An 18,968-nucleotide genomic window follows, 5' to 3' on the forward strand; every position below is an offset into this window, starting at 1 on the left:
GTCTCGAGGCTCAGGCGTTGCACGCCTTCGCACCTCGACCACCGAAGGCTTTCGGTGGTCGAGGTGCGAGCGAAGCGAGCCTCGAGACCCGGTGAGCCGACAAGCAGCCTCGGGTACGCCGGTCAGGTCGCCAGTCACGTCACCAGGTCTCGAGGCTCAGGCGTTGCACGCCTTCACACCTCGACCACCGACGGCTTTCGGTGGTCGAGGTGCGAGGAGCGTCAGCGACGAGCCGCGAGACCCAGTTGAGCCGACAAGCAGCCTCGGGTACGCCGGTCAAGTCGCCAGTCACGTCACCAGGTCTCGAGGCTCAGGCGTTGCACGCCTTCGCACCTCGACCACCGAAGGCTTTCGGTGGTCGAGGTGCGAGGAGCGTCAGCGACGAGCCGCGAGATCCAGTGAGCCGGGAAGCAGCCTCGGGTACGCCGGTCAAGTCGCCAGTCACGTCACCAGGTCTCGAGGCTCAGGCGTTGCACGCCTTCACACCTCGACCACCGAAGGCTTTCGGTGGTCGAGGTGCGAGGAGCGTCAGCGACGAGCCGCGAGACCCAGTTGAGCCGACAAGCAGCCTCGGGTACGCCAGTCAAGTCGCCAGTCACGTCACCAGGTCTCGAGGCTCAGGCGTTGCACGCCTTCGCACCTCGACCACCGACGGCTTTCGGTGGTCGAGGTGCGAGGAGCGTCAGCGACGAGCCTCGAGACCCAGTTGAGCCGACAAGCAGCCTCGGGTACGCCGGTCAAGTCGCCAGTCACGTCACCAGGTCTCGAGGCTCAGGCGTTGCACGCCTTCGCACCTCGACCACCGACGGCTTTCGGTGGTCGAGGTGCGAGCGAAGCGAGCCTCGAGACCCGGTGAGCCGACAAGCAGCCTCGGGTACGCCGGTCAAGTCGCCAGTCACGTCACCAGGTCTCGAGGCTCAGGCGTTGCACGCCTTCGCACCTCGACCACCGAAGGCTTTCGGTGGTCGAGGTGCGAGGAGCGTCAGCGACGAGCCTCGAGACCCGGTGAGCCGGGAAGCAGCGTCGGGTACGCCGGTCAAGTCGCCAGTCACGTCACCAGGTCTCGAGGCTCAGGCGTTGCACGCCTTCGCACCTCGACCACCGAAGGCTTTCGGTGGTCGAGGTGCGAGGAGCGTCAGCGACGAGCCTCGAGATCCAGTGAGCCGGGAAGCAGCGTCGGGTACGCCGGTCAAGTCGCCAGTCACGTCACCAGGTCTCGAGGCTCAGGCGTTGCACGCCTTCGCACCTCGACCACCGAAGGCTTTCGGTGGTCGAGGTGCGAGGAGCGTCAGCGACGAGCCTCGAGACCCAGTTGAGCCGACAAGCAGCGTCGGGTACGCCGGTCAAGTCGCCAGTCACGTCACCAGGTCTCGAGGCTCAGGCGTTGCACGCCTTCGCACCTCGACCACCGAAGGCTTTCGGTGGTCGAGGTGCGAGCGAAGCGAGCCTCGAGACCCGGTGAGCCGACAAGCAGCCTCGGGTACGCCGGTCAAGTCGCCAGTCACGTCACCAGGTCTCGAGGCTCAGGCGTTGCACGCCTTCACACCTCGACCACCGACGGCTTTCGGCGGTCGAGGTGCGAGGAGCGTCAGCGACGAGCCTCGAGACCCAGTGAGCCGACAAGCAGCCTCGGGTACGCCGGTCAAGTCGCCAGTCACGTCACCAGGTCTCGAGGCTCAGGCGTTGCACGCCTTCACACCTCGACCACCGACGGCTTTCGGTGGTCGAGGTGCCAGGAGCGTCAGCGACGAGCCTCGAGACCCAGTGAGCCGACAAGCAGCCTCGGGTACGCCAGTCAAGTCGCCAGTCACGTCACCAGGTCTCGAGGCTCAGGCGTTGCACGCCTTCACACCTCGACCACCGACGGCTTTCGGTGGTCGAGGTGCCAGGAGCGTCAGCGACGAGCCTCGAGACCCAGTGAGCCGACAAGCAGCCTCGGGTACGCCAGTCAAGTCGCCAGTCACGTCACCAGGTCTCGAGGCTCAGGCGTTGCACGCCTTCGCACCTCGACCACCGACGGCTTTCGGTGGTCGAGGTGCGAGGAGCGTCAGCGACGAGCCGCGAGACCCAGTTGAGCCGACAAGCAGCCTCGGGTACGCCGGTCAAGTCGCCAGTCACGTCACCAGGTCTCGAGGCTCAGGCGTTGCACGCCTTCGCACCTCGACCACCGAGGGGGCCAGTGCGCCTTCGCACCTCGACCACCGAGGAGCGAGAATGCCCTGTGGATAAAGGGGATTCTCGACCCCACTCACTGTCGGTGGCGCCTGCTTGAGTAGCCCTATGAGCAGCCCCGCCGCCCCCACCGCGAGCCACCCCGTGGCCGCCGGAGTGGCACGGCTGCGTGAGCAGGTCGCCGACCTCAACCAGACCCCGATGTGGTCGATGACCCCTACCGAGACCGCGCAGGCGCTGGGCGACGCGACCCGGCTGCGCGCTCAGGCCGACGAGCTGACGCTGCGCCTGGCCGCCCACGCCGACACCACCCAGGTCGGGACCGAGACCGGCGCGACCTCGACCGCGGTCTACTGGGCCAACACCACCCACCAGACCCAACGCACGACCGCGGCAGCGATGAAGCTCGCCAAAGCGTTGGAGCGCCACGACAGCGTCGCCGCCGCACTCGCGAGCGGTGAGATCCTCACCGACCAGGCCCAGGTCATCGTCGAAGCCGTCGACGCCCTGCCCGAGGACCTGCAGCCCCAGCTCCGTGCGGAGGCGCGTGCGCACCTGCTGGGCCAGGCCGAGCACCACGACGCCCGTGCGTTGCGGATCCTGGGCAGACGGATCCTCGACGTCCTCGCCCCCGAGATCGGCGAGGCCCACGAAGGTAGGCAGCTAGAGGCCGAAGAGAAACGTGCCGAGCAGAAGGCCCGGCTCACGCTGCACGACGACGGCCACGGCACCACCTACGGCCGATTCCAGATCCCCACCCATGTCGCGGACCGGTTCCGCAAGCACCTCGGCGCGATCGCCAACCCGAAGGTCGGCGGTCAAGGGTCCAGCCCGCACGGGATGGGGCTCGCCCTGATCGAGTACGTGCAGCGCTACCCGGTCGACCGGCTCCCGGACTCCGGCGGAATGGACGCCACCGTCGTGGTGACAATGACCCTGGAGACCCTGATGGGTGGGTTGAAGGCGGCCCAGCTCGACACCGGCACCCGGATCAGCCCCGCCCTGGCCCGCACGCTCGCCTGCCAGGCCGGCGTCATCCCCGCCGTCCTCGGCACCAAGTCCCAAGTCCTCGACCTCGGCCGCAAGGCCCGCTTCCACACCAAGGCCCAACGCATCGCACTCGCAGTCCAGCACGGCGGCTGCTACGCCCAAGGATGCGAGAGACCCTCCGCGTGGTGCCAGGCCCACCACCTCACCCCCTGGTCTCAGGGCGGCGAGACCACCGTCACCGACGGCGCCCTGCTCTGCGCCAGACACCACACCCTCGCCCACCACCCCAACTACGACACCACCCACCTGCCCGGCGGCAAGGTCGCCTTCACCAAGCGCGAGTGAGTCCGCAGATCCGCGATCCGGGCCTCAGCGCGCCGGCATCCTGGGGCCGAGCAGCCTGACCACCGAGAGCCCGCCGGTCGAACTCCCTCGTCGGTCGAGCCCGCGTCGAGACCCTCCCCACAGGCAGGATCGCGCCTGTTGTCGCTGTCTCGGGAGCCGCCACACACTCGACCGACGGCTTTCACCTACATGCTGCGCTGCTCCGATGGCTCCTTTACCTGGGCAGCACGCGATCCCTCGACTCGCGGGTCTACGAGCCCAGCGGGCCCGCGGCGAGACCGCGCACTCTCACCGGGTCTCGACACGCTCGCTGCGCTCGCGGCTCGACCACCGAGACCCCGCTGGGCGGGCGGGTCAGACCTGCTCGCGGGTCGCGACGGCGGCGATGACGCGCTCGATGGCCTCCTCGATCGGGACGCCGTTGTCCTGGCGGCCGTCGCGGTAGCGGAAGGAGACGGCGCCGGCGGCGACGTCGTCGTCGCCGGCGATGATCATGAACGGCACCTTCTGCAGCTGCGCGTTGCGGATCTTCTTCTGCATCCGGTCGTCGGAGTCGTCGACCTCGACCCGAAGGCCGGCGACCTTCATCCGCCGCGCGACGTCGTAGAGGTAGTCGGCGTGGCGCTCGGCGATCGGGATCCCCTGCACCTGCACGGGCGCCAGCCACGGGGGGAAGGCGCCGGCGTAGTGCTCGACGAGCACCCCGATGAACCGCTCGATCGAGCCGAACTTGGCGGAGTGGATCATCACCGGCTGCTGGCGCGAGCCGTCGGGCGCGACGTACTCCAGGTTGAACCGCTCGGCCGACGGCTGGTTGAAGTCGTACTGGATGGTCGACATCTGCCAGGTGCGGCCGATCGCGTCGCGTGCCTGGACCGAGACCTTCGGGCCGTAGTACGCCGCACCGCCGGGGTCGGGGACCAGCTCGAGACCGGAGTCGACGCAGACGTCCTCGAGCACCTTGGTGGCGATCGCCCAGTCCTCGTCGGAGCCGATGAACTTGTCCGGCTTGGAGTCGTCGCGGGTGGACAGCTCGAGGTAGAAGTCGTCGAGACCGAAGTCTCGGAAGAGCCCCAGGCAGAAGTCGAGGAGGTGCTTGATCTCCGCCGGCGCCTGCTCCTTGGTGACGTAGGAGTGCGAGTCGTCCTGCGCGAACCCACGCACGCGGGTCAGCCCGTGGATCACGCCGGACTTCTCGTGCCGGTAGACGTGACCGAACTCGAAGAGCCGCAGCGGCAGCTCGCGGTAGGAGCGCTGCCGCGACCGGTAGATCAGGTTGTGCATGGGGCAGTTCATCGCCTTGAGGCGGTAGTCCATGCCGTCCACGTCGAGTGCCGGGAACATCCCCTCGCCGTAGTACGGGAGGTGCCCCGAGGTGTAGAACAGGCCCTCCTTGGCGATGTGCGGGGTGCCGACGTACTCGAAGCCCTCCTCGATGTGCCGCTGGCGGACGTAGTCCTCCATCGCCCGCTTGATCACCCCGCCCTTCGGGTGGAAGACCGGCAGGCCGGAGCCGATCTCGTCGGGGAAGCTGAACAGGTCGAGCTCGCGCCCGAGCTTGCGGTGGTCGCGACGCTCGGCCTCCTCGATCCGGAAGAGGTGGGCCTCCAGCTCCTCCTTGCTCGGCCACGCGGTGCCGTAGATCCGCTGGAGCTGCTTGTTCTTCTCGTCGCCGCGCCAGTACGCCGCCGCCGAGCGCATCAGCTTGAACGCCGGGATCCGCTTGGTGGTGGGCAGGTGCGGGCCGCGGCACAGGTCGCTCCAGGCGACGTCGCCGTTGCGTCGTACGTTGTCGTAGATGGTGAGCTCTCCGGCGCCGACCTCGACGCTCGCGCCCTCAGCGGCATCCTCGGAGTTGCCGGAGCCCTTGAGCCCGATCAGCTCGAGCTTGTAGGGCTCGTCCTGCAGCTCGTCGATCGCGTCGGCGTCGGTCGTGACGCGGCGCGAGAAGCGCTGCCCCTCCTTGATGATCTTGCGCATCCGGGTCTCGATCTTCTCGAGATCCTCAGGCACGAACGGGGTCTCGACGTCGAAGTCGTAGTAGAAGCCGTTCTCGATCGGCGGACCGATCCCCAGCTTGGCGTCGGGGAACAGCTCCTGCACGGCCTGCGCCATGACGTGGGCGGCCGAGTGGCGCAGGATGTCGAGCCCGTCCTGGCTGTCGATGGCCACGCCGGCCACCTGGTCGCCGTCCTGCAGCTCGTAGGACAGGTCCTTGAGGTCCGCTCCGACGCGGGCGGCGATGACCTCGGTGTCCTCGGCGAAGAGCTCCCACGCCTTGGTGCCGGTCGTGGTGGTCCGCTCCTCACGCTCACCGGCGTGGATGCGGACGACCTTGATCTCGGACACGGGGGACTCCTACTCGCAAGCGGCAACGGCCCGGGACCGGGCCGCCCCTCGATCGTATCGAGGTCCTCCGGCGCCGCGCGCCCGAGTATCACCCGCTCAGGATCGCTCGGGTCGACTCAGCCGGCCCGGGCGTGGAGCACGCAGAGCTCGTTGCCGGACGGGTCGGCGTACGTCCGCCACGGCAGGTCGCCCCACAGCCGCGGCAGCTCGTAGCCGCCCCGCGCGAGGATCCCCGCCGCCACCGCGTCGGGGTCGTCACCGGCCTCGAGGCGGACGTCGAGGTGAAGCCGGTTCTTGGCCGGGCCCTTGGGGACGCGCTCGGGCAGCATCTCGAGGAGCGGTCCGCGCCCCGAGGGGTGCCTGAGCGACCGGGGCGCCAGCCCGTCGACCACGGTCCAGCCGGTGAGCCAGGACCAGAACCTCGCGTCCCGGTCCGGGTCGCCGGACTCCAGCGGAAGGGCCGCGATCGGTCCGGTGCCGGCGTACGACGGACGGTCCTCGATGACGCAGCAGGGGTTGCCCTCCACGTCGGCGAGCACCACCCACGGCACGGCACCCTGGCCGATGTCGAGGTGCCGGGCACCGAGCCCCAGCAACCGCTCGACCTCCTCGCCCTGGTGCCCCCCGCCCGCGAGGTCGAGATGCAGCCGCGGCGGGTCGGCCGGCGCCTGGGGCACCCGCTGGAAGCACAGGTCCAGGACCGGTCCCCCCTCGATGCTCAACCGGGTCTCGAAGCCCTCCGCCACGTCGGTCAGCCGCTCACCCCCGACCACGGCCTCCCAGAACCGGCCCAGCCGCTGCGGTTCGAGCGCGTCGAACACGAGGTTCTCCAAGAACATCTCCCCACACTAATGACGTGAGGCGTCGCCCGGCCAGGCTCGGAGGCGAGCAGCCTCTGAGGTCACGAGCGTTGCCCGCCACGAGGAAGCGCCGCCGGTCGACCTCGGTCGACCGGCGGCGCTTGTCACTGCTCGGGAGTCAGGACGGGTTCACGACTGGGGCACCAGGTCCGACCACTCGGCGATGAACGCGTCGCGGTTCTCCAGGAGCCACGCGGTGTCCACCGAGTACGTCTTGCCGAGCTCGGGGGCGTCCTCCGGCATCAGCTCCGGCGTGGAGAGCCGCAGCGAGAGGAACTTGGTGTGCTTCCAGACCTGCTTGGCGCCCTCGATCGACGTGGCCCAGCCGGCCCAGATCGTCGCGCACGACTGGTGCTTGGCGTCGGTCGTGATCAGCTGCGCCTGGGACCAGGTGGGGGCGCCCTCGGCGGGTGGCGCCCACGCGACCGGGTTCCCCTCCTCCTGGTACTCCCGGATGATCGACAGGTCGGTGATCGCCACGGGGACCTCGCCGCGGATCAGGGCCTGGCTGAGCGGTACGACGGACGGGTAGATCTTGGGCTCCTGCTCCCCGAACTCGGCGGCCCGGTCCCCCAGCCCGTCGTAGATGGACTTCGCCACCGTGATCGAGGACAGGCCGGTCTGCACGGCGGTCATCCCGAACTTGCCCTTCCACTCAGGGGCGAGCAGGTCCTCGTAGGACTTCGGCGCCTCGTCGTCGTCCACGATCTCGGTGTTCCAGGCGATCACCTGCGAGGCGGTCTCCCCCGGCTTGGCGAAGGCGAACTGCGGCTCGTCGGGGTTCTCCGCCTTCAGGCTGGCGTCGTGCGCGATCTCGAAGTCGGTGACGATGCCCTTGTCATAGAGATCCTGGCGCAGCGTCGGGTCGTTGACCGCGATCGAGTCGGCGCCCACCTTGCCGCCGGCGTGCTCGGAGACCAGCTTGGAGTAGAGCTCGTTGCTGCTGGCGCGCACCAGGGTGATGGTGATGCCGGTGTCCTTCTTGAAGGCCTCAGCGACGCCGGCGAAGGTCTCTGGCGGGGCGGCGGAGTAGTAGACGAGCTCGCCGCCCTCCTCCTCGCACTCCTCGAGCATCTCGGCGGTGGCGACGGTCTCGTCGCCGAGGACCAGGTCCTCGCCGGTCGCGATCTCCGCGCTGTCGCCGCCGCAGCCGGCCAGCAACAGCACCAGGGGCGCCACCGCCATCGACGCGAGCGCGCGGTGGGTGGGTCGTGAACGAGTCATGAGCATCCTTGCTTCTTTGAGGGGTCGGGTTCTCGACGGCGCGGCATCGGGACGCCACGCACGCGCGGGGTCAGCGGGCGCTGGACTCAGCGATCCACCGTCGGGTGAGCAGCACGAGGATGAGCGTGAAGACCGCGAAGATGAAGCTCATCGACGCCAGCTGGGACCACGTGCCGTTGGCCCACAGCAGATACAGGTAGACCGCGAAGGTCTCGGTGCCCGGCGTGTACAGGAAGATCGACATCGAGATCTCGCGGGTCGCCATGATGAAGAGCACGACCCCGGTGGAGACCAGGCCCGTGCGCAGCAGCGGCACCGTGACCCACCAGACCGCGCGCACGCGTCCGGCCCCGGACACGGTCGCCGCGTCCTCAAGGTCGACGTGGATCCCGGCCATGGCGGCCGAGACCGAGCTGGTGCTGATCGGCAGCAGTCGGGCGACGCAGGCGACGATCAGGATGGCGAGTGTGCCGTAGATCGTCACCGGCAGGATGACGTAGGCCCACAGCATCCCGAGGCCGAGCACGACGCCCGGGATCGCGGCGGGGAGCATCGCGACCTGCGTGAGCAGGCGGGCGACCCGGCTGTTCTGGTCGCGGGTCGCGTAGGCGACCAGGACGGCGAGCGCGACCCCGATGACGGCCACCGCAAGGGCGATCATGAACGAGTTCCCCGCCACCTGCCACATGTGCTCGTCCGACAGCGCGCTGGTCAGCGAGTCGGTGGTGAACTCCTCCGGGTCGAGAAGGGCCTTGAAGTCCGGGACGTACAGCGTCGGGCGCAACGAGCCCATGAGCAGTGCGAGCATCGGCAGGCCCACCGCGAGGAACATGTAGCCGAGCACGAAGACGAGCGCGAGCGGGCGGCCGACCCGTCCCAGCGCGACCTTGCGGTGCTGCATGCCCTTGCCGGTGACGGTGGCGTACGAGCGGCCCTTGAGCAGGCGCCGTTGGTAGGTCACCAGCACCACGACGACGATCATCAGCAGCACCGCCTGCGCGGCGTTGTCGTTGACCGGAGGCGGCGCCTGGCCCTCCATGACGAAGATCCGGGCGGCCAGCGTCTCGATCCGGTTGGCGTAGCCGAGGATCATCGCGACCGGGAAGTCCTCCACGGTCGAGACGAAGTTGAGCAGGACCGCGGAGAGCATCGCCGGCTTCACCAGCGGGAAGGTCACCGACCGCATCGTCCGCCAGCGGGTCGCGCCGTGGACGTTGGCCGCGTCCTCCATCTCCGGGTTGGTGAGCCGCAGGGCGCCGTACAGGAAGACGAAGGCGAGCGGCACGTTGTAGAGGGAGTAGACGAACAGCATGCCCCAGTAGGAGTACATGCTGAAGCTCCAGTCGATCCCGATCTGCTCGAGCAGCAGCGGGATGTAGCCGACCTCCGGGGCGCCGAGGAACGACCACGCGATCGCGCCGACGAGCGCGGGAATCAGCATCGGGATGATCCCCGAGAACGCCGCCAGGCGGGGCATGGGGATGTCGGTGCGTGCGGCGAGCCAGGCGAGGAGCCCACCGACGGCGACGCCGAAGACGGTGGACAGGGCGGCGAGCGAGATGGAGTTCCACAGAGCCTGCAGTGCGGCCCGGGAGGTCAGCACCTCACGCAGGTGGCCCATGGTCGGAGCCCAGTCCGTCCCGACGTCGGGCAGCGGGGTGCCGTCGGTGATGAAGGACGCGATGACGATGAGGGCCGTCGGGTAGAGCACCAGGCCGAACAGCAGCAGGAACGCGATCGGCCGCGAGGGCCGCAGCTGGGTGAGCCGCTGGGTCCGCGTGGCCGAGCGCCCTGCCGGGGGCGCGGGGTCGACCGGCGGGCGCTCGAGGAGCGCGGTCATGCCGTGGGCTCCGCCGTGGTGCCGGCGCCGTCCACCGGCGCCGCATAGAGCCGGACGTGCTCGGGGTCCACGCTGATGTGGACCTCGTCGCCGGCCCGGAAGTCGCTGGTCCGCCGTTGCGCCACCACCTCGATCTGCGCCCCGGAGCCGGTCTCGACGAGGTAGGCCATCTGGCTGCCCTCGTAGACGGCGACCAGGACCCGGGCCGGATACTCATTGACGCGCCCCTCCGCGGAGGCGTGCAGGTCGACGTCCTCGACCCGGATCCGAGCGATCGCAGGTCCGGTGCCGTGCCAGCCCGTGGTACTGGTGAGCCGGATGCCGCCCTCGCTGCCGAACTCGGTGGACCCGGCGCCGGCCACGGCGTCGCCCTCGAGCATGTTGCTCTTGCCGAGGAACTCCGCGACCTCGAGCGTCGCCGGCGCCTCGTAGAGCTCGCGCGGCGAGGCGAACTGGTGGATGACGCCGCCGAACATCACCGCGACCCTGTCGGCCATGGCGAGCGCCTCCGACTGGTCGTGGGTGACATAGACGCTGGTGATGCCCAGCTCCTGCTGCAGCCGCTTGAGCTCGATCCGCAGGCGATCGCGCAAGGAGGCGTCGAGGTTGGACAGGGGCTCGTCGAGCAGCAGCAGGTCGGGGCGCATCACGATGCTGCGAGCCAGCGCGACTCGCTGCATCTGTCCGCCCGACAGCGCGCTGGCGCTGCGCCTGCCGAGATGGCCGAGGCCGACGAGCTCCAGCGCCTCGTCGACGCGGCGGGTGACCTCGCCACGGGCGACCTTCTGGACCTTGAGCGGGAACGCGACGTTCTGGGCCACCGTGCGGTGCGGCCAGATCGCGTAGCTCTGGAAGACCATGCCCATCGCCCGGCGGTGGACCGGGACGTTGGTCGTGTCGTCGTACATGACCCGGTCGCCCACCCGGATCGTCCCGGAGTCGGGGGTCTCCAGGCCGACGATCGAGCGCATCGTCGTGGTCTTGCCGCAGCCCGAGGGACCCAGCAGGACCAGGAACGAGCCTTTCGGCATCGCGAACGACACGCCGTTGAGGGCCGGCGACGGGGCTCCGGGATACGTCTTGACGAGGTCCGTGACCTCGAGGAACCGCTCGTCGCGGGCGTCCGCGGGGGTGGCGTCGACGGCGGGGTCAGAGATCGTGCTGCTCACAAGTGCGCTCCTCCGAGGGGGTGCGATGTCCGAGATGAGACATCGGCCCCGAGTGTTGGGGGTCACACCGGGTCCGAGCGAAGACGTCGCACTCAGCGGAAGATCCGGCCGTGCTCGAGGCGGGGTTCCGCGTGCGCGTTCCACCTGGTGCGAGGTCGCCGCTGGCGCGCCACGACGGTCGATGTGCTGGCAGGCATGTCAGCGACCGGCGGCGCAGCAGACCGACCCCCACAGCGACTGGCGGCCCGGGCGCGCCTCGGGGTATCGCTGCCGCACCGCTGGGCGCGACGGCCCGCCGACCTCTCGTCCGTCGGCGAGGTGGCGCGACAGGCGGAGGCACTGGGCTTCGCGGACCTCTGGGTCACCGAGAACACCACCGACCACGCCACCTGCCTGGACCCGGTCGTGGCGCTCACCCATGCGGCGGCGGTGACCTCCCGCATCGGTCTGGGCGTCTCGGTGGTGGTCCTGCCCGTCCACCACCCGCTCCACGTCGCCCACCAATGGGCCTGCCTCGACGCGCTCAGCGGCGGCCGGGTCGTGCTCGGCGTCGGGCTGGGGCGCGAGGCGCACCTGCGCGACTTCGGAGTGCCGACCGAGCGGCCGGTACGCCGCTTCCTCGACGGCGTGCAGGCGGTGCGGGCGCTATGGCGCGAGGACCGAGCGACCGTCGCCGGCGAGCTCGTCGCCCTCGAGGCCGTGGGGATCGGGCTGCGGCCGTCGTCCGGCGTCGGACCGCCCCTGTGGTTCGGAGGCATGGTCCCGGCATCGCTTCGTCGCGCCGCCCGGTACGCCGACGGGTGGATGGCCAGCGGGCACTCGGGGCACGCGGAGTTCGCAGAGTCCGTCTCGGTGCTCGGTCAGGAGCTGTCCGACGCCGGCCGCGACCCGTCGACGTACCCGATCTCGAAGCGGGTCTTCCTCGCCGTCGACGACGACCCGGCGCGAGCAGAGGCGCGGCTGCGCGGGTGGTTCGCCGAGGTCTACCGCGACGCCGACCGAGCGCTCGTCTCCGGCGTGGCGGGGCGCCCCGGCGACGTGGCCGAGCGCCTGCACGAGCTCGCCGACGCCGGTGCCACCCACCTCGCCCTCAACCCCGTCGACGACCACGCCGAGCAGGTCGACGCTCTCGCGGAGCTCACCGGCCTGCGCTGAGCCGGACCTGGCCGGTGGACTGCTACGTTCCGCATCGTGGAGACGGCACGGCGCGACCGCTCGGGGCGCGGTGACCACGTGGCCGCCGGTGCGGGTCCACCTCGATGAGCATCCTGCTGCGCCGCGTGGAGGTAGACGGCCGAGGCGTGGACGTACGGATCGCCGGCAGCCGGATCGAGGCGATCGGTCCCCACCTGGACGCGCTGGGCTCCGAGGTCGTCGACGGCCGCGGTGGCGCGTTGATCCCCGGCCTGGCCGACCACCATCTCCATCTCTTCGCGATGGCCGCAGACCTGCGGTCGGTGCGGTGCAGCCCCGCGGCCGTCGGCGGGCTCGCCGGTCTCGCAGCGGCGCTGAGCGCCGCGCCCGCCGACGAGCACGGCTGGGTGCGCGGGGTGGGCTACCACGAGGACGTAGCCGGTCTCCTGGACGCCCCGACGCTCGACCGGATCCATCGAGATCGTCCGGTCCGCATCCAGCACGCGAGCGGTGCGGTGTGGTTCCTCAACTCGGCGGCTATCCGCGCGACCGGCCTGGCCGCCGCGCATCATCCGGGGGTGGAGCGCGATGCCACCGGCCGGCCCACCGGACGCGTGTGGCGCGGCGACGACCTCCTGCACAGCCTTCTCCCCGCCGGTGACCCCCCGTCGCTGCGCGAGGTGAGTCGACGGCTTGCCCGCTTCGGCATCGTCGCCGTCACCGACGCCACGCCGCGCCTCGACCAGCAGCGGGTCGACCTGTTCCGGACGGCCCTGGCATCCGGCGAACTGGCCCAGCACGTGACCCTGCTCGGAGCTCCCCTCGGTGTCGACCTCCAGGAGCCGCTGCTGGCTGCCGGTCCGTGGAAGATCGTGCTCGCCGACTCCGAGCTGCCCGGGATCGACGATCTGGTCGCCGAGATCCGCGAGGCCCATTCGTCGCTGCGACCGGTGGCCGCCCACTGCGTGACCAGCGCGTCGCTCTTCCTCTTCCTCGCCGCACTGGACGAGGCCGGGACCCTGCCCGGCGACCGGATCGAGCACGCCGCCGTCGTGCCCGCCCCCGCGATCGGCATGCTCGCCGAGCGGGGCTTGAGGGTCGTGACGCAGCCCGGCTTCCTCCCCGACCGGGGTGACCGATTCGCGGCCGGGACGCCGCTGGCGGAGCACGGCGACCTCTACCGGTGTCGCTCCCTGCTCGATCGCGGGATCCCCGTCGCGATGTCGAGCGACGCGCCGTACGGCCCCCTGGACCCGTGGCAGGTGATCGCCGCCGCGGCCGATCGGCTGATCCCGGGCGGGCACACTCTTGGCGCCTCTGAGGCCTTGACGCCCGCCCGCGTGCTCGAGAGCTACCTGACCCCGACGTACGACCCGGGCGGCCCACCGCGCCGGCTGAGCGCCGGGGGCCCTGCCGACCTGGTGCTCCTGCACCAGCCCCTCGGCGAGGCCCTGCGCGAGCCCTCCTGCGAGCAGGTCAACATGGTGTTCGTCCGCGGCCTCCCTGCCACCTGACGACCTGGCGTACCGCGATGGTGCCCCGCTTTGGTGCCCTGGCCCGCCTCCCGAGGTCGAACATGGACGGCCTGATTCAGGGGCTCAGACGGTCGCGCCAGTAGTAGGGACGGCGGCGACTGTGGGCAACGGCGATCACCCACAGCGTGTCGTCGATGACGACATAGACCAGCCCGAACGGGAAGCGCGGCAATGGAGCCTGACGAACCGGCCCCGACCGCTCGGGAAGGAGTAGGCGGGGCGCGAGGTCGGGCCAACGCACGATGCGCTCGATGGTTGTTTCGACCTCGACAATCAGGTCCTCCCCGAGGCCCGGTTGCGCGTCTTCGTACCAGTCTCGCGCCGCACGCAGCTCGTCCCCGGCCTCCGGCTCGAAGAGAACCTAGAGCCTCACGACCTGAGCTGCTCGCGTACCTCGGCCCAGGGGATGCCGGTCGTGGTGCCGGCTTCGATACCGGCCAGGCGGCGCCCAACCTCGCCGGTCCACTCCTCGGCGACCATCGCCGGATCGTCGGACGGCTCGTCAAGGCTCACGATCAAGCGATGGGCCAGCTCGGCGCGCTCGCTCTCAGGCAACGTCAGCGCTGCTTCGAAGAGATCGCCCGGCGAAGTCATGCCCCTGAGTCTAGATCAGCCCTGACTCATGAGCATCTGACTGCGCCGCCTCCGGGGCCGATGGCACCACCCGACGCCACGACCCATTCCTGGACGTCAGATGCGACACGGTTGACCAGGGAACGGCCCCTGATCAGCGTTTCAGCAGATCGGGCCACATTTCATTGTGGCGATACTGGGTTCGAACCCCAACGGAGCGTGCGGTCGATCTGGCCACTTCTGACCTGTCCATGAGCGCGAATCGCCCGTAGAATAGGGGATCTGAGCATCGCGGTGATCGAGACACCCGTCGACATCCGCGGACAACTTTGATCGCCGTTGTTCCTTTTTTGTTCCCTCCCAGTCCACTTCCAGTATCGCCGTCAGTGCACTTCCAGTGTCGCGGCGGAGCAGGGGGAACAGCGGCATCGGACGAGACAGGATCACTCCCAATGGCGCCCTCGAGATCGGGGAACAAGCAGACTCGACGCGGCTTCGGCAGGGTCGAGCTGCGACCGTCGGGCCGCTACCGCGCCGGGTACACCGGACCCGACGGCAAGCTGCACCGACCGCCGTCGACCTTCGACTCGAAGGACGACGCCATCGCGTGGCTGGCAGCGCGACGCGCCGAGATCCAGCTCAACGTCTGGGCGCCCGACCTGGTGGACCGCACCGAAGCCAAGAAAGCCGTACCGACCTTCGAGGAGTACGCACAGCGCTGGCTCAAGACCCGCAAGACTCGGGGGCAACCCCTACGTCCGACGACGCGGGACCACTACCAGTACATCCTCGACGGATCGCTCTACCCGACGTTCGGCAACATGCCGATCGACGAGATCTCAGTCGACGACGTCATCGACTGGTACGAGAAGGTCTCGCCAGGTCGCGAGTCGCAACGAGGACACGCCTACAGCCTGCTCCGCACCATCCTCGCCACGGCGGCCTCGACGCGACCCAAACCGCTGATCCCCTTCAACCCCGCGCACATTCGAGGGGCTGGCAACGTGAAACCCGCGCACAAGGTGCGCCCGGCCAGTCTGCAGGAGCTCGAAGAGCTGGTGCAGAACCTTCCGGACAAGTATCGGCTGATGGCGCTGCTGGCGGCCTGGTGCGCGATGAGGTTCGGCGAGCTCGCGGAGCTACGTCGCGGCGACATCGACCTGGAGCACAAGCGGATCGAGATCCGGCGCGGGGTGGTCCGGGTGCGCGGCGAGATGATCGTCGGGCCGCCCAAGACCGATGCCGGCATCCGCGACGTCTCGATCCCGCCTCACCTGATGCCCGCTGTCAAGGACCATCTCGACCGGCTCGTCGGCCCCTCTGCGGATGCTCTCGTATTCCCGTCGTCGAGCCACACCAATAGGCACATGCAGCCCTCGACGCTCTACAAGGTCTACTACCCCGCCCGCGAAGCCGCCGGCCGGAAGGACCTCCGCTGGCACGACCTCCGCCATACGGGCGCGGTTCTCGCTGCCCAGACCGGCGCGACACTTGCCGAGCTCATGGGCCGCCTCGGTCACTCGACCCCAAGCGCCGCGATGCGCTATCAGCACGCCGCCGCAGACCGGGACGCCGAGATCGCCCGGCGCCTGTCTGAACTCGCTGGCTCATAGGCGGCGGTAAGACGCGACTCCTGGGGACGCGCGGATCGGCATGAGCGTGCGTGAGCCGCCCTGTCGCTGCGCCCGCAGGTGTTTCTGCCTCGTGCCAGCAACACGTCCAACTCTCGCCACCCTCGCGCCTAAGATGCGCAACATGAGCGCCTACTGTCCTTACTGTCACGGGGTCTACGACGAGTCCGAGTACACCCGTTGTCCCGACTGCGAGTCTTCACGTCAGGACTGACGACCATGGACTGTCCTGAGTGCGGGCACGGCATCAGTTACCACTCCTCCGAAGGCTGCTTTTGGGGCCCCAGCGACATCCGCGACATGTCGTCACCGATGTGCTCGTGCGGGCTCAACAAGCGCGACATCCAAGCCCTTGTTGACGAGCAGGGGGCCTGAGGTCTGCGCCTCATTGTCCCTAGGAGCGAGAACAGCAGCGCACGCTCATCGGCATGAGAGGAGGTTCAGATGCACCACCGGCGGGGAAAGACGAGCGCGGCATGACGACTGAATCGCGATGCCGGCGTCTCCATGAACTGAAGGTCCGGAACAAGATGCTCCCGAGCTGTCCTGTCCCATGGCCATGTTGTTCGAATCGTCGGACACCGTGGTCCCGAAGGTGGATAGTGACAGACACTCCTTCCGGTACCGATCTTAGTTTAGGAGAGACGTGTCAACAAGGAACGGAACGCCGCTTGTTCGGCTGACGATCGTGACCGTGAGTCTCATAGCGCTCTCGGCGGTCGCTCGGATTAGCACGGGAAGTTGGGTGCCCGACGATCCGCTGGAGGCCATCCTTTTCCAGAATGCCTTGCTCCTTGTAGTCTTGGGGTCGTCGCTACTCGAGACACACTTCACCAAGCCGGCCGAGGGTCTCGTCAATTCACTAACAGCATTAATCACAATGACCGGCGTGTATACGACGGCACCAAGGGCACCTTGGATTCTGGTCAGTTGCTTTCTCGCGTTCGTATTCCTTGCGTCAGCGATCTGCGTTGCTCTGCAATCGCGAGGGTCCAGCGGTCGCCTCGTGGACGGTGTAGCCGCCGCCACGTACCGAATGTCGGTAACCCTCGGCAGCGCACGGATTGTCTTTTCGGTGGTATTTCTCTCGGCCGTCGGATTCTTCGTAGTCGACCAGACCACGACGACATTGGTGCTGCTGACATTCTGGGCCGTGTTCATGGCGATCTGGCCCCTCGGTCTTCCCGAGTGGTTCTCCGAGTTGCGTCGCGGCAGGGACCCCGCCTCACGGGTAGTCGGGCACGTGGACCGTGTCGATAGCCCTGGAATTGTCCGAGTAGCCCTACAGGTTCCCGACGCGTGGCGATGGGGGCAGGGCGATCCAGTGCTAGTTCACCTCCAAGATCGTTCTACCGCTTGGGGTATACCGGTCGCCTCGGAGGATCGTCCTGACGGACGGTGGGGAACCCTGTTGCTGGCAGGTGTCGCGCTGGGGCACGACTGGAGATCTCCTGGTGGCGTAGTTGAGCGGGCCGCGCTAGGCGAGGATGTCCCTACCGGGCCGGAGCTGTACCGCAAGATCACTGGCATCGAGTCGCCCGAACTCATCGGTTTCGTGCGTGAGGGGTCGAACGTTTCATCATTGAACGTTGAGGCCCTCCCCGGAGTGAATCTCGAGATCGGGCAACTCGTTGTCGTCCCCATCGAAACCGGGAACGTTTGGTACCAGGTAACAAGCGGCGAGACCTATGAAGAAACCTTCAAGGGATTGAACTACGGGTCCCACTTGGTCAGGGTCGCCCAGATCGGTCGTGCCGACGCGAAGGGCGCCTTTAGGAAATTCTCTTGGTTGCCCCCGATGAATGCACCTGTATTCCGTGCACCAGCCAACTTCGGCGGCGGCGAGGAAGGGGATCCTGCGGTCTACGAGCTCGGTCGGATTCCAGGTACTGAAGTGGTGCTGCGAGGTGACTTCGTCGAAAACCTGCAGACCCACACAGCGATCCTGGGTGTCACCGGTTCAGGTAAGACGGAGTTCGCGTTCGACTTATTACGCCATGCTGTGGAGAATCAAACCAAAGTTGTCTGTATAGACCTGACCGCTCAATACGCGGATCGGCTCGATGATCTGTCACCGACTTCGCTATCAATTTCTGACGACCTAACGACCAAACTCGGTGCCAAGCTTTTCGACGTGGAGACGGGCAACTATGGGGCCGGGGCCGAGAAGAAAGCACTCGAGGCCTTTGCGGCGCAGATTCGTGATGACGTTGCCACAGCACTCCGAGCGTTCGTGGACGACCCAAACTCTAACCTGGGCCTGATCGAGCTTCGCGAGATCTCGAATACGAAGGCAACCCTGTGGATTACGGAGGCCTTCTTGAGCGCCCTGTTGCGTCTTGCGAAGGACGGCGGACTAAACAGCAGGAAGGTCTTGGTGGTCGTAGAGGAGGCACACACCGTGATGCCTGAGTTGTCCTTCGTGGGCGTGGGCGACTTCGACTCGAAGGGCACGGTTGCGAAGATCTCTCAGATCGCGTTGCAGGGTCGCAAGTACGGAGTCGGTCTACTCGTCCTCGCCCAGCGAACAGCGACGGTGAGCAAGTCGGTTCTAACTCAGTGCAATACCGTGATTAGCTTCTCGTGCATCGACGACACAAGCATCAACTTCCTCCGGAACGTGTACGGCACCACCGTGGCGGAGGGATTGCCGTTGCTGCCTCGCCTACGCGCGGTAGCGCACGGGGCCTGGATCGACTCCGAGTCTCCGATTGTTTTCGAGGTTCCGTTTGACGCGGCCAAGGCCGGTCTCGGATCCTGGGCCCCAAAGGGCGCGTCCAGCGGTCCGTCTGCGGGCGCGGGCTCGGCCCCAACAACGCCGACCGCGCAGCCGACCCAAGACGCTGGGGGCTGGGCACAACCGGCGGCAACGAAGCCTGGACCGCAACCGACGACTCTGGCACCTGGCACTTCGACGGGGAGCGGGTGGGACGAGCCGCCGTTCTAGGCGGGTGTACTGGGTCGAGTGTGCTTTGTACGCAAGCCGTAGATCGACCGCCATCGATCGCGCTCGCGGAGCCTGCCGGGAGTCCTGAACTAGAAGTCATAGTGGGTGGAGCGGGCTACCCGGCGGTTTCCGCTCTTCCAGGATCGTATGACTGTCGCGGCGTTCATATGACCGGCATGTCAGTCATGCTGTAGACTGA

Annotated in this window: 11 protein-coding genes and 1 pseudogene; 5 read left to right on the forward strand and 7 right to left on the reverse strand. The window is 68.2% G+C overall.

Translation table 11 applies throughout. The features are described from left to right. Window positions 1-2,280 precede the first annotated feature (2,280 nt). On the forward strand, window positions 2,281-3,507 hold the full coding sequence (locus LQ940_RS12190) for an HNH endonuclease signature motif containing protein (protein ID WP_231242683.1): 1,227 nt from the start codon (window positions 2,281-2,283) through the stop codon (window positions 3,505-3,507). Between the two features lie 354 nt (window positions 3,508-3,861). Here the strand turns inward: LQ940_RS12190 and thrS are convergent, their stop codons facing one another. The 5 genes from thrS to LQ940_RS12215 all read right to left on the reverse strand — a co-directional run bounded on the left by thrS (window position 3,862) and on the right by LQ940_RS12215 (window position 10,949). Beyond that, window positions 3,862-5,856: a threonine--tRNA ligase gene (gene thrS / locus LQ940_RS12195; RefSeq protein ID WP_374229519.1), complete on the reverse strand. Its 1,995-nt coding sequence runs from the start codon at window positions 5,854-5,856 to the stop codon at window positions 3,862-3,864. 116 nt (window positions 5,857-5,972) lie between these two features. Continuing rightward, complete coding sequence (locus LQ940_RS12200; RefSeq protein ID WP_231242681.1) at window positions 5,973-6,695, reverse strand: VOC family protein; 723 nt, start codon at window positions 6,693-6,695, stop codon at window positions 5,973-5,975. A gap of 150 nt (window positions 6,696-6,845) precedes the next feature. Next, window positions 6,846-7,940, reverse strand: coding sequence for an ABC transporter substrate-binding protein (locus LQ940_RS12205; protein WP_231242672.1), 1,095 nt, complete (start codon window positions 7,938-7,940; stop codon window positions 6,846-6,848). 70 nt (window positions 7,941-8,010) lie between these two features. Continuing rightward, window positions 8,011-9,780: an ABC transporter permease gene (locus tag LQ940_RS12210; RefSeq protein ID WP_231242671.1), complete on the reverse strand. Its 1,770-nt coding sequence runs from the start codon at window positions 9,778-9,780 to the stop codon at window positions 8,011-8,013. Beyond that, complete coding sequence (locus tag LQ940_RS12215; RefSeq protein WP_231242670.1) at window positions 9,777-10,949, reverse strand: ABC transporter ATP-binding protein; 1,173 nt, start codon at window positions 10,947-10,949, stop codon at window positions 9,777-9,779. Before LQ940_RS12215 ends, LQ940_RS12210 begins: the two co-directional genes overlap by 4 nt. A gap of 195 nt (window positions 10,950-11,144) precedes the next feature. On the opposite strand from LQ940_RS12215, the gene LQ940_RS12220 reads away from it, so the two are divergent. Both LQ940_RS12220 and LQ940_RS12225 read left to right on the forward strand, forming a co-directional pair. Beyond that, on the forward strand, window positions 11,145-12,104 hold the full coding sequence (locus LQ940_RS12220) for an LLM class flavin-dependent oxidoreductase (protein ID WP_231242669.1): 960 nt from the start codon (window positions 11,145-11,147) through the stop codon (window positions 12,102-12,104). A gap of 104 nt (window positions 12,105-12,208) precedes the next feature. Next, complete coding sequence (locus LQ940_RS12225; RefSeq protein WP_231242668.1) at window positions 12,209-13,597, forward strand: amidohydrolase family protein; 1,389 nt, start codon at window positions 12,209-12,211, stop codon at window positions 13,595-13,597. Window positions 13,598-13,673: 76 nt separating this feature from the next. On the opposite strand, the pseudogene LQ940_RS21875 reads toward LQ940_RS12225, so the two are convergent. Further along, a pseudogene (locus LQ940_RS21875) lies at window positions 13,674-13,967 on the reverse strand (type II toxin-antitoxin system RelE/ParE family toxin); the annotation flags it as partial. A 20-nt stretch (window positions 13,968-13,987) separates the two neighbouring features. Next, complete coding sequence (locus LQ940_RS12230) at window positions 13,988-14,212, reverse strand: addiction module protein (RefSeq protein WP_231242667.1); 225 nt, start codon at window positions 14,210-14,212, stop codon at window positions 13,988-13,990. Window positions 14,213-14,643: 431 nt separating this feature from the next. Between LQ940_RS12230 and LQ940_RS12235 the strand changes: the two genes are divergently transcribed. Together LQ940_RS12235 and LQ940_RS12240 are read left to right on the forward strand one after the other, a co-directional pair. Then, window positions 14,644-15,804, forward strand: coding sequence for a tyrosine-type recombinase/integrase (locus tag LQ940_RS12235; protein WP_231242666.1), 1,161 nt, complete (start codon window positions 14,644-14,646; stop codon window positions 15,802-15,804). A 664-nt stretch (window positions 15,805-16,468) separates the two neighbouring features. After that, window positions 16,469-18,769, forward strand: coding sequence for an ATP-binding protein (locus tag LQ940_RS12240; RefSeq protein ID WP_231242665.1), 2,301 nt, complete (start codon window positions 16,469-16,471; stop codon window positions 18,767-18,769). The last annotated feature ends 199 nt before the right edge of the window (window positions 18,770-18,968 follow it).

The sequence above is a fragment of the Nocardioides sp. cx-173 genome, from assembly GCF_021117365.1.
Classification (GTDB): Bacteria; Actinomycetota; Actinomycetes; order Propionibacteriales; family Nocardioidaceae; genus Nocardioides.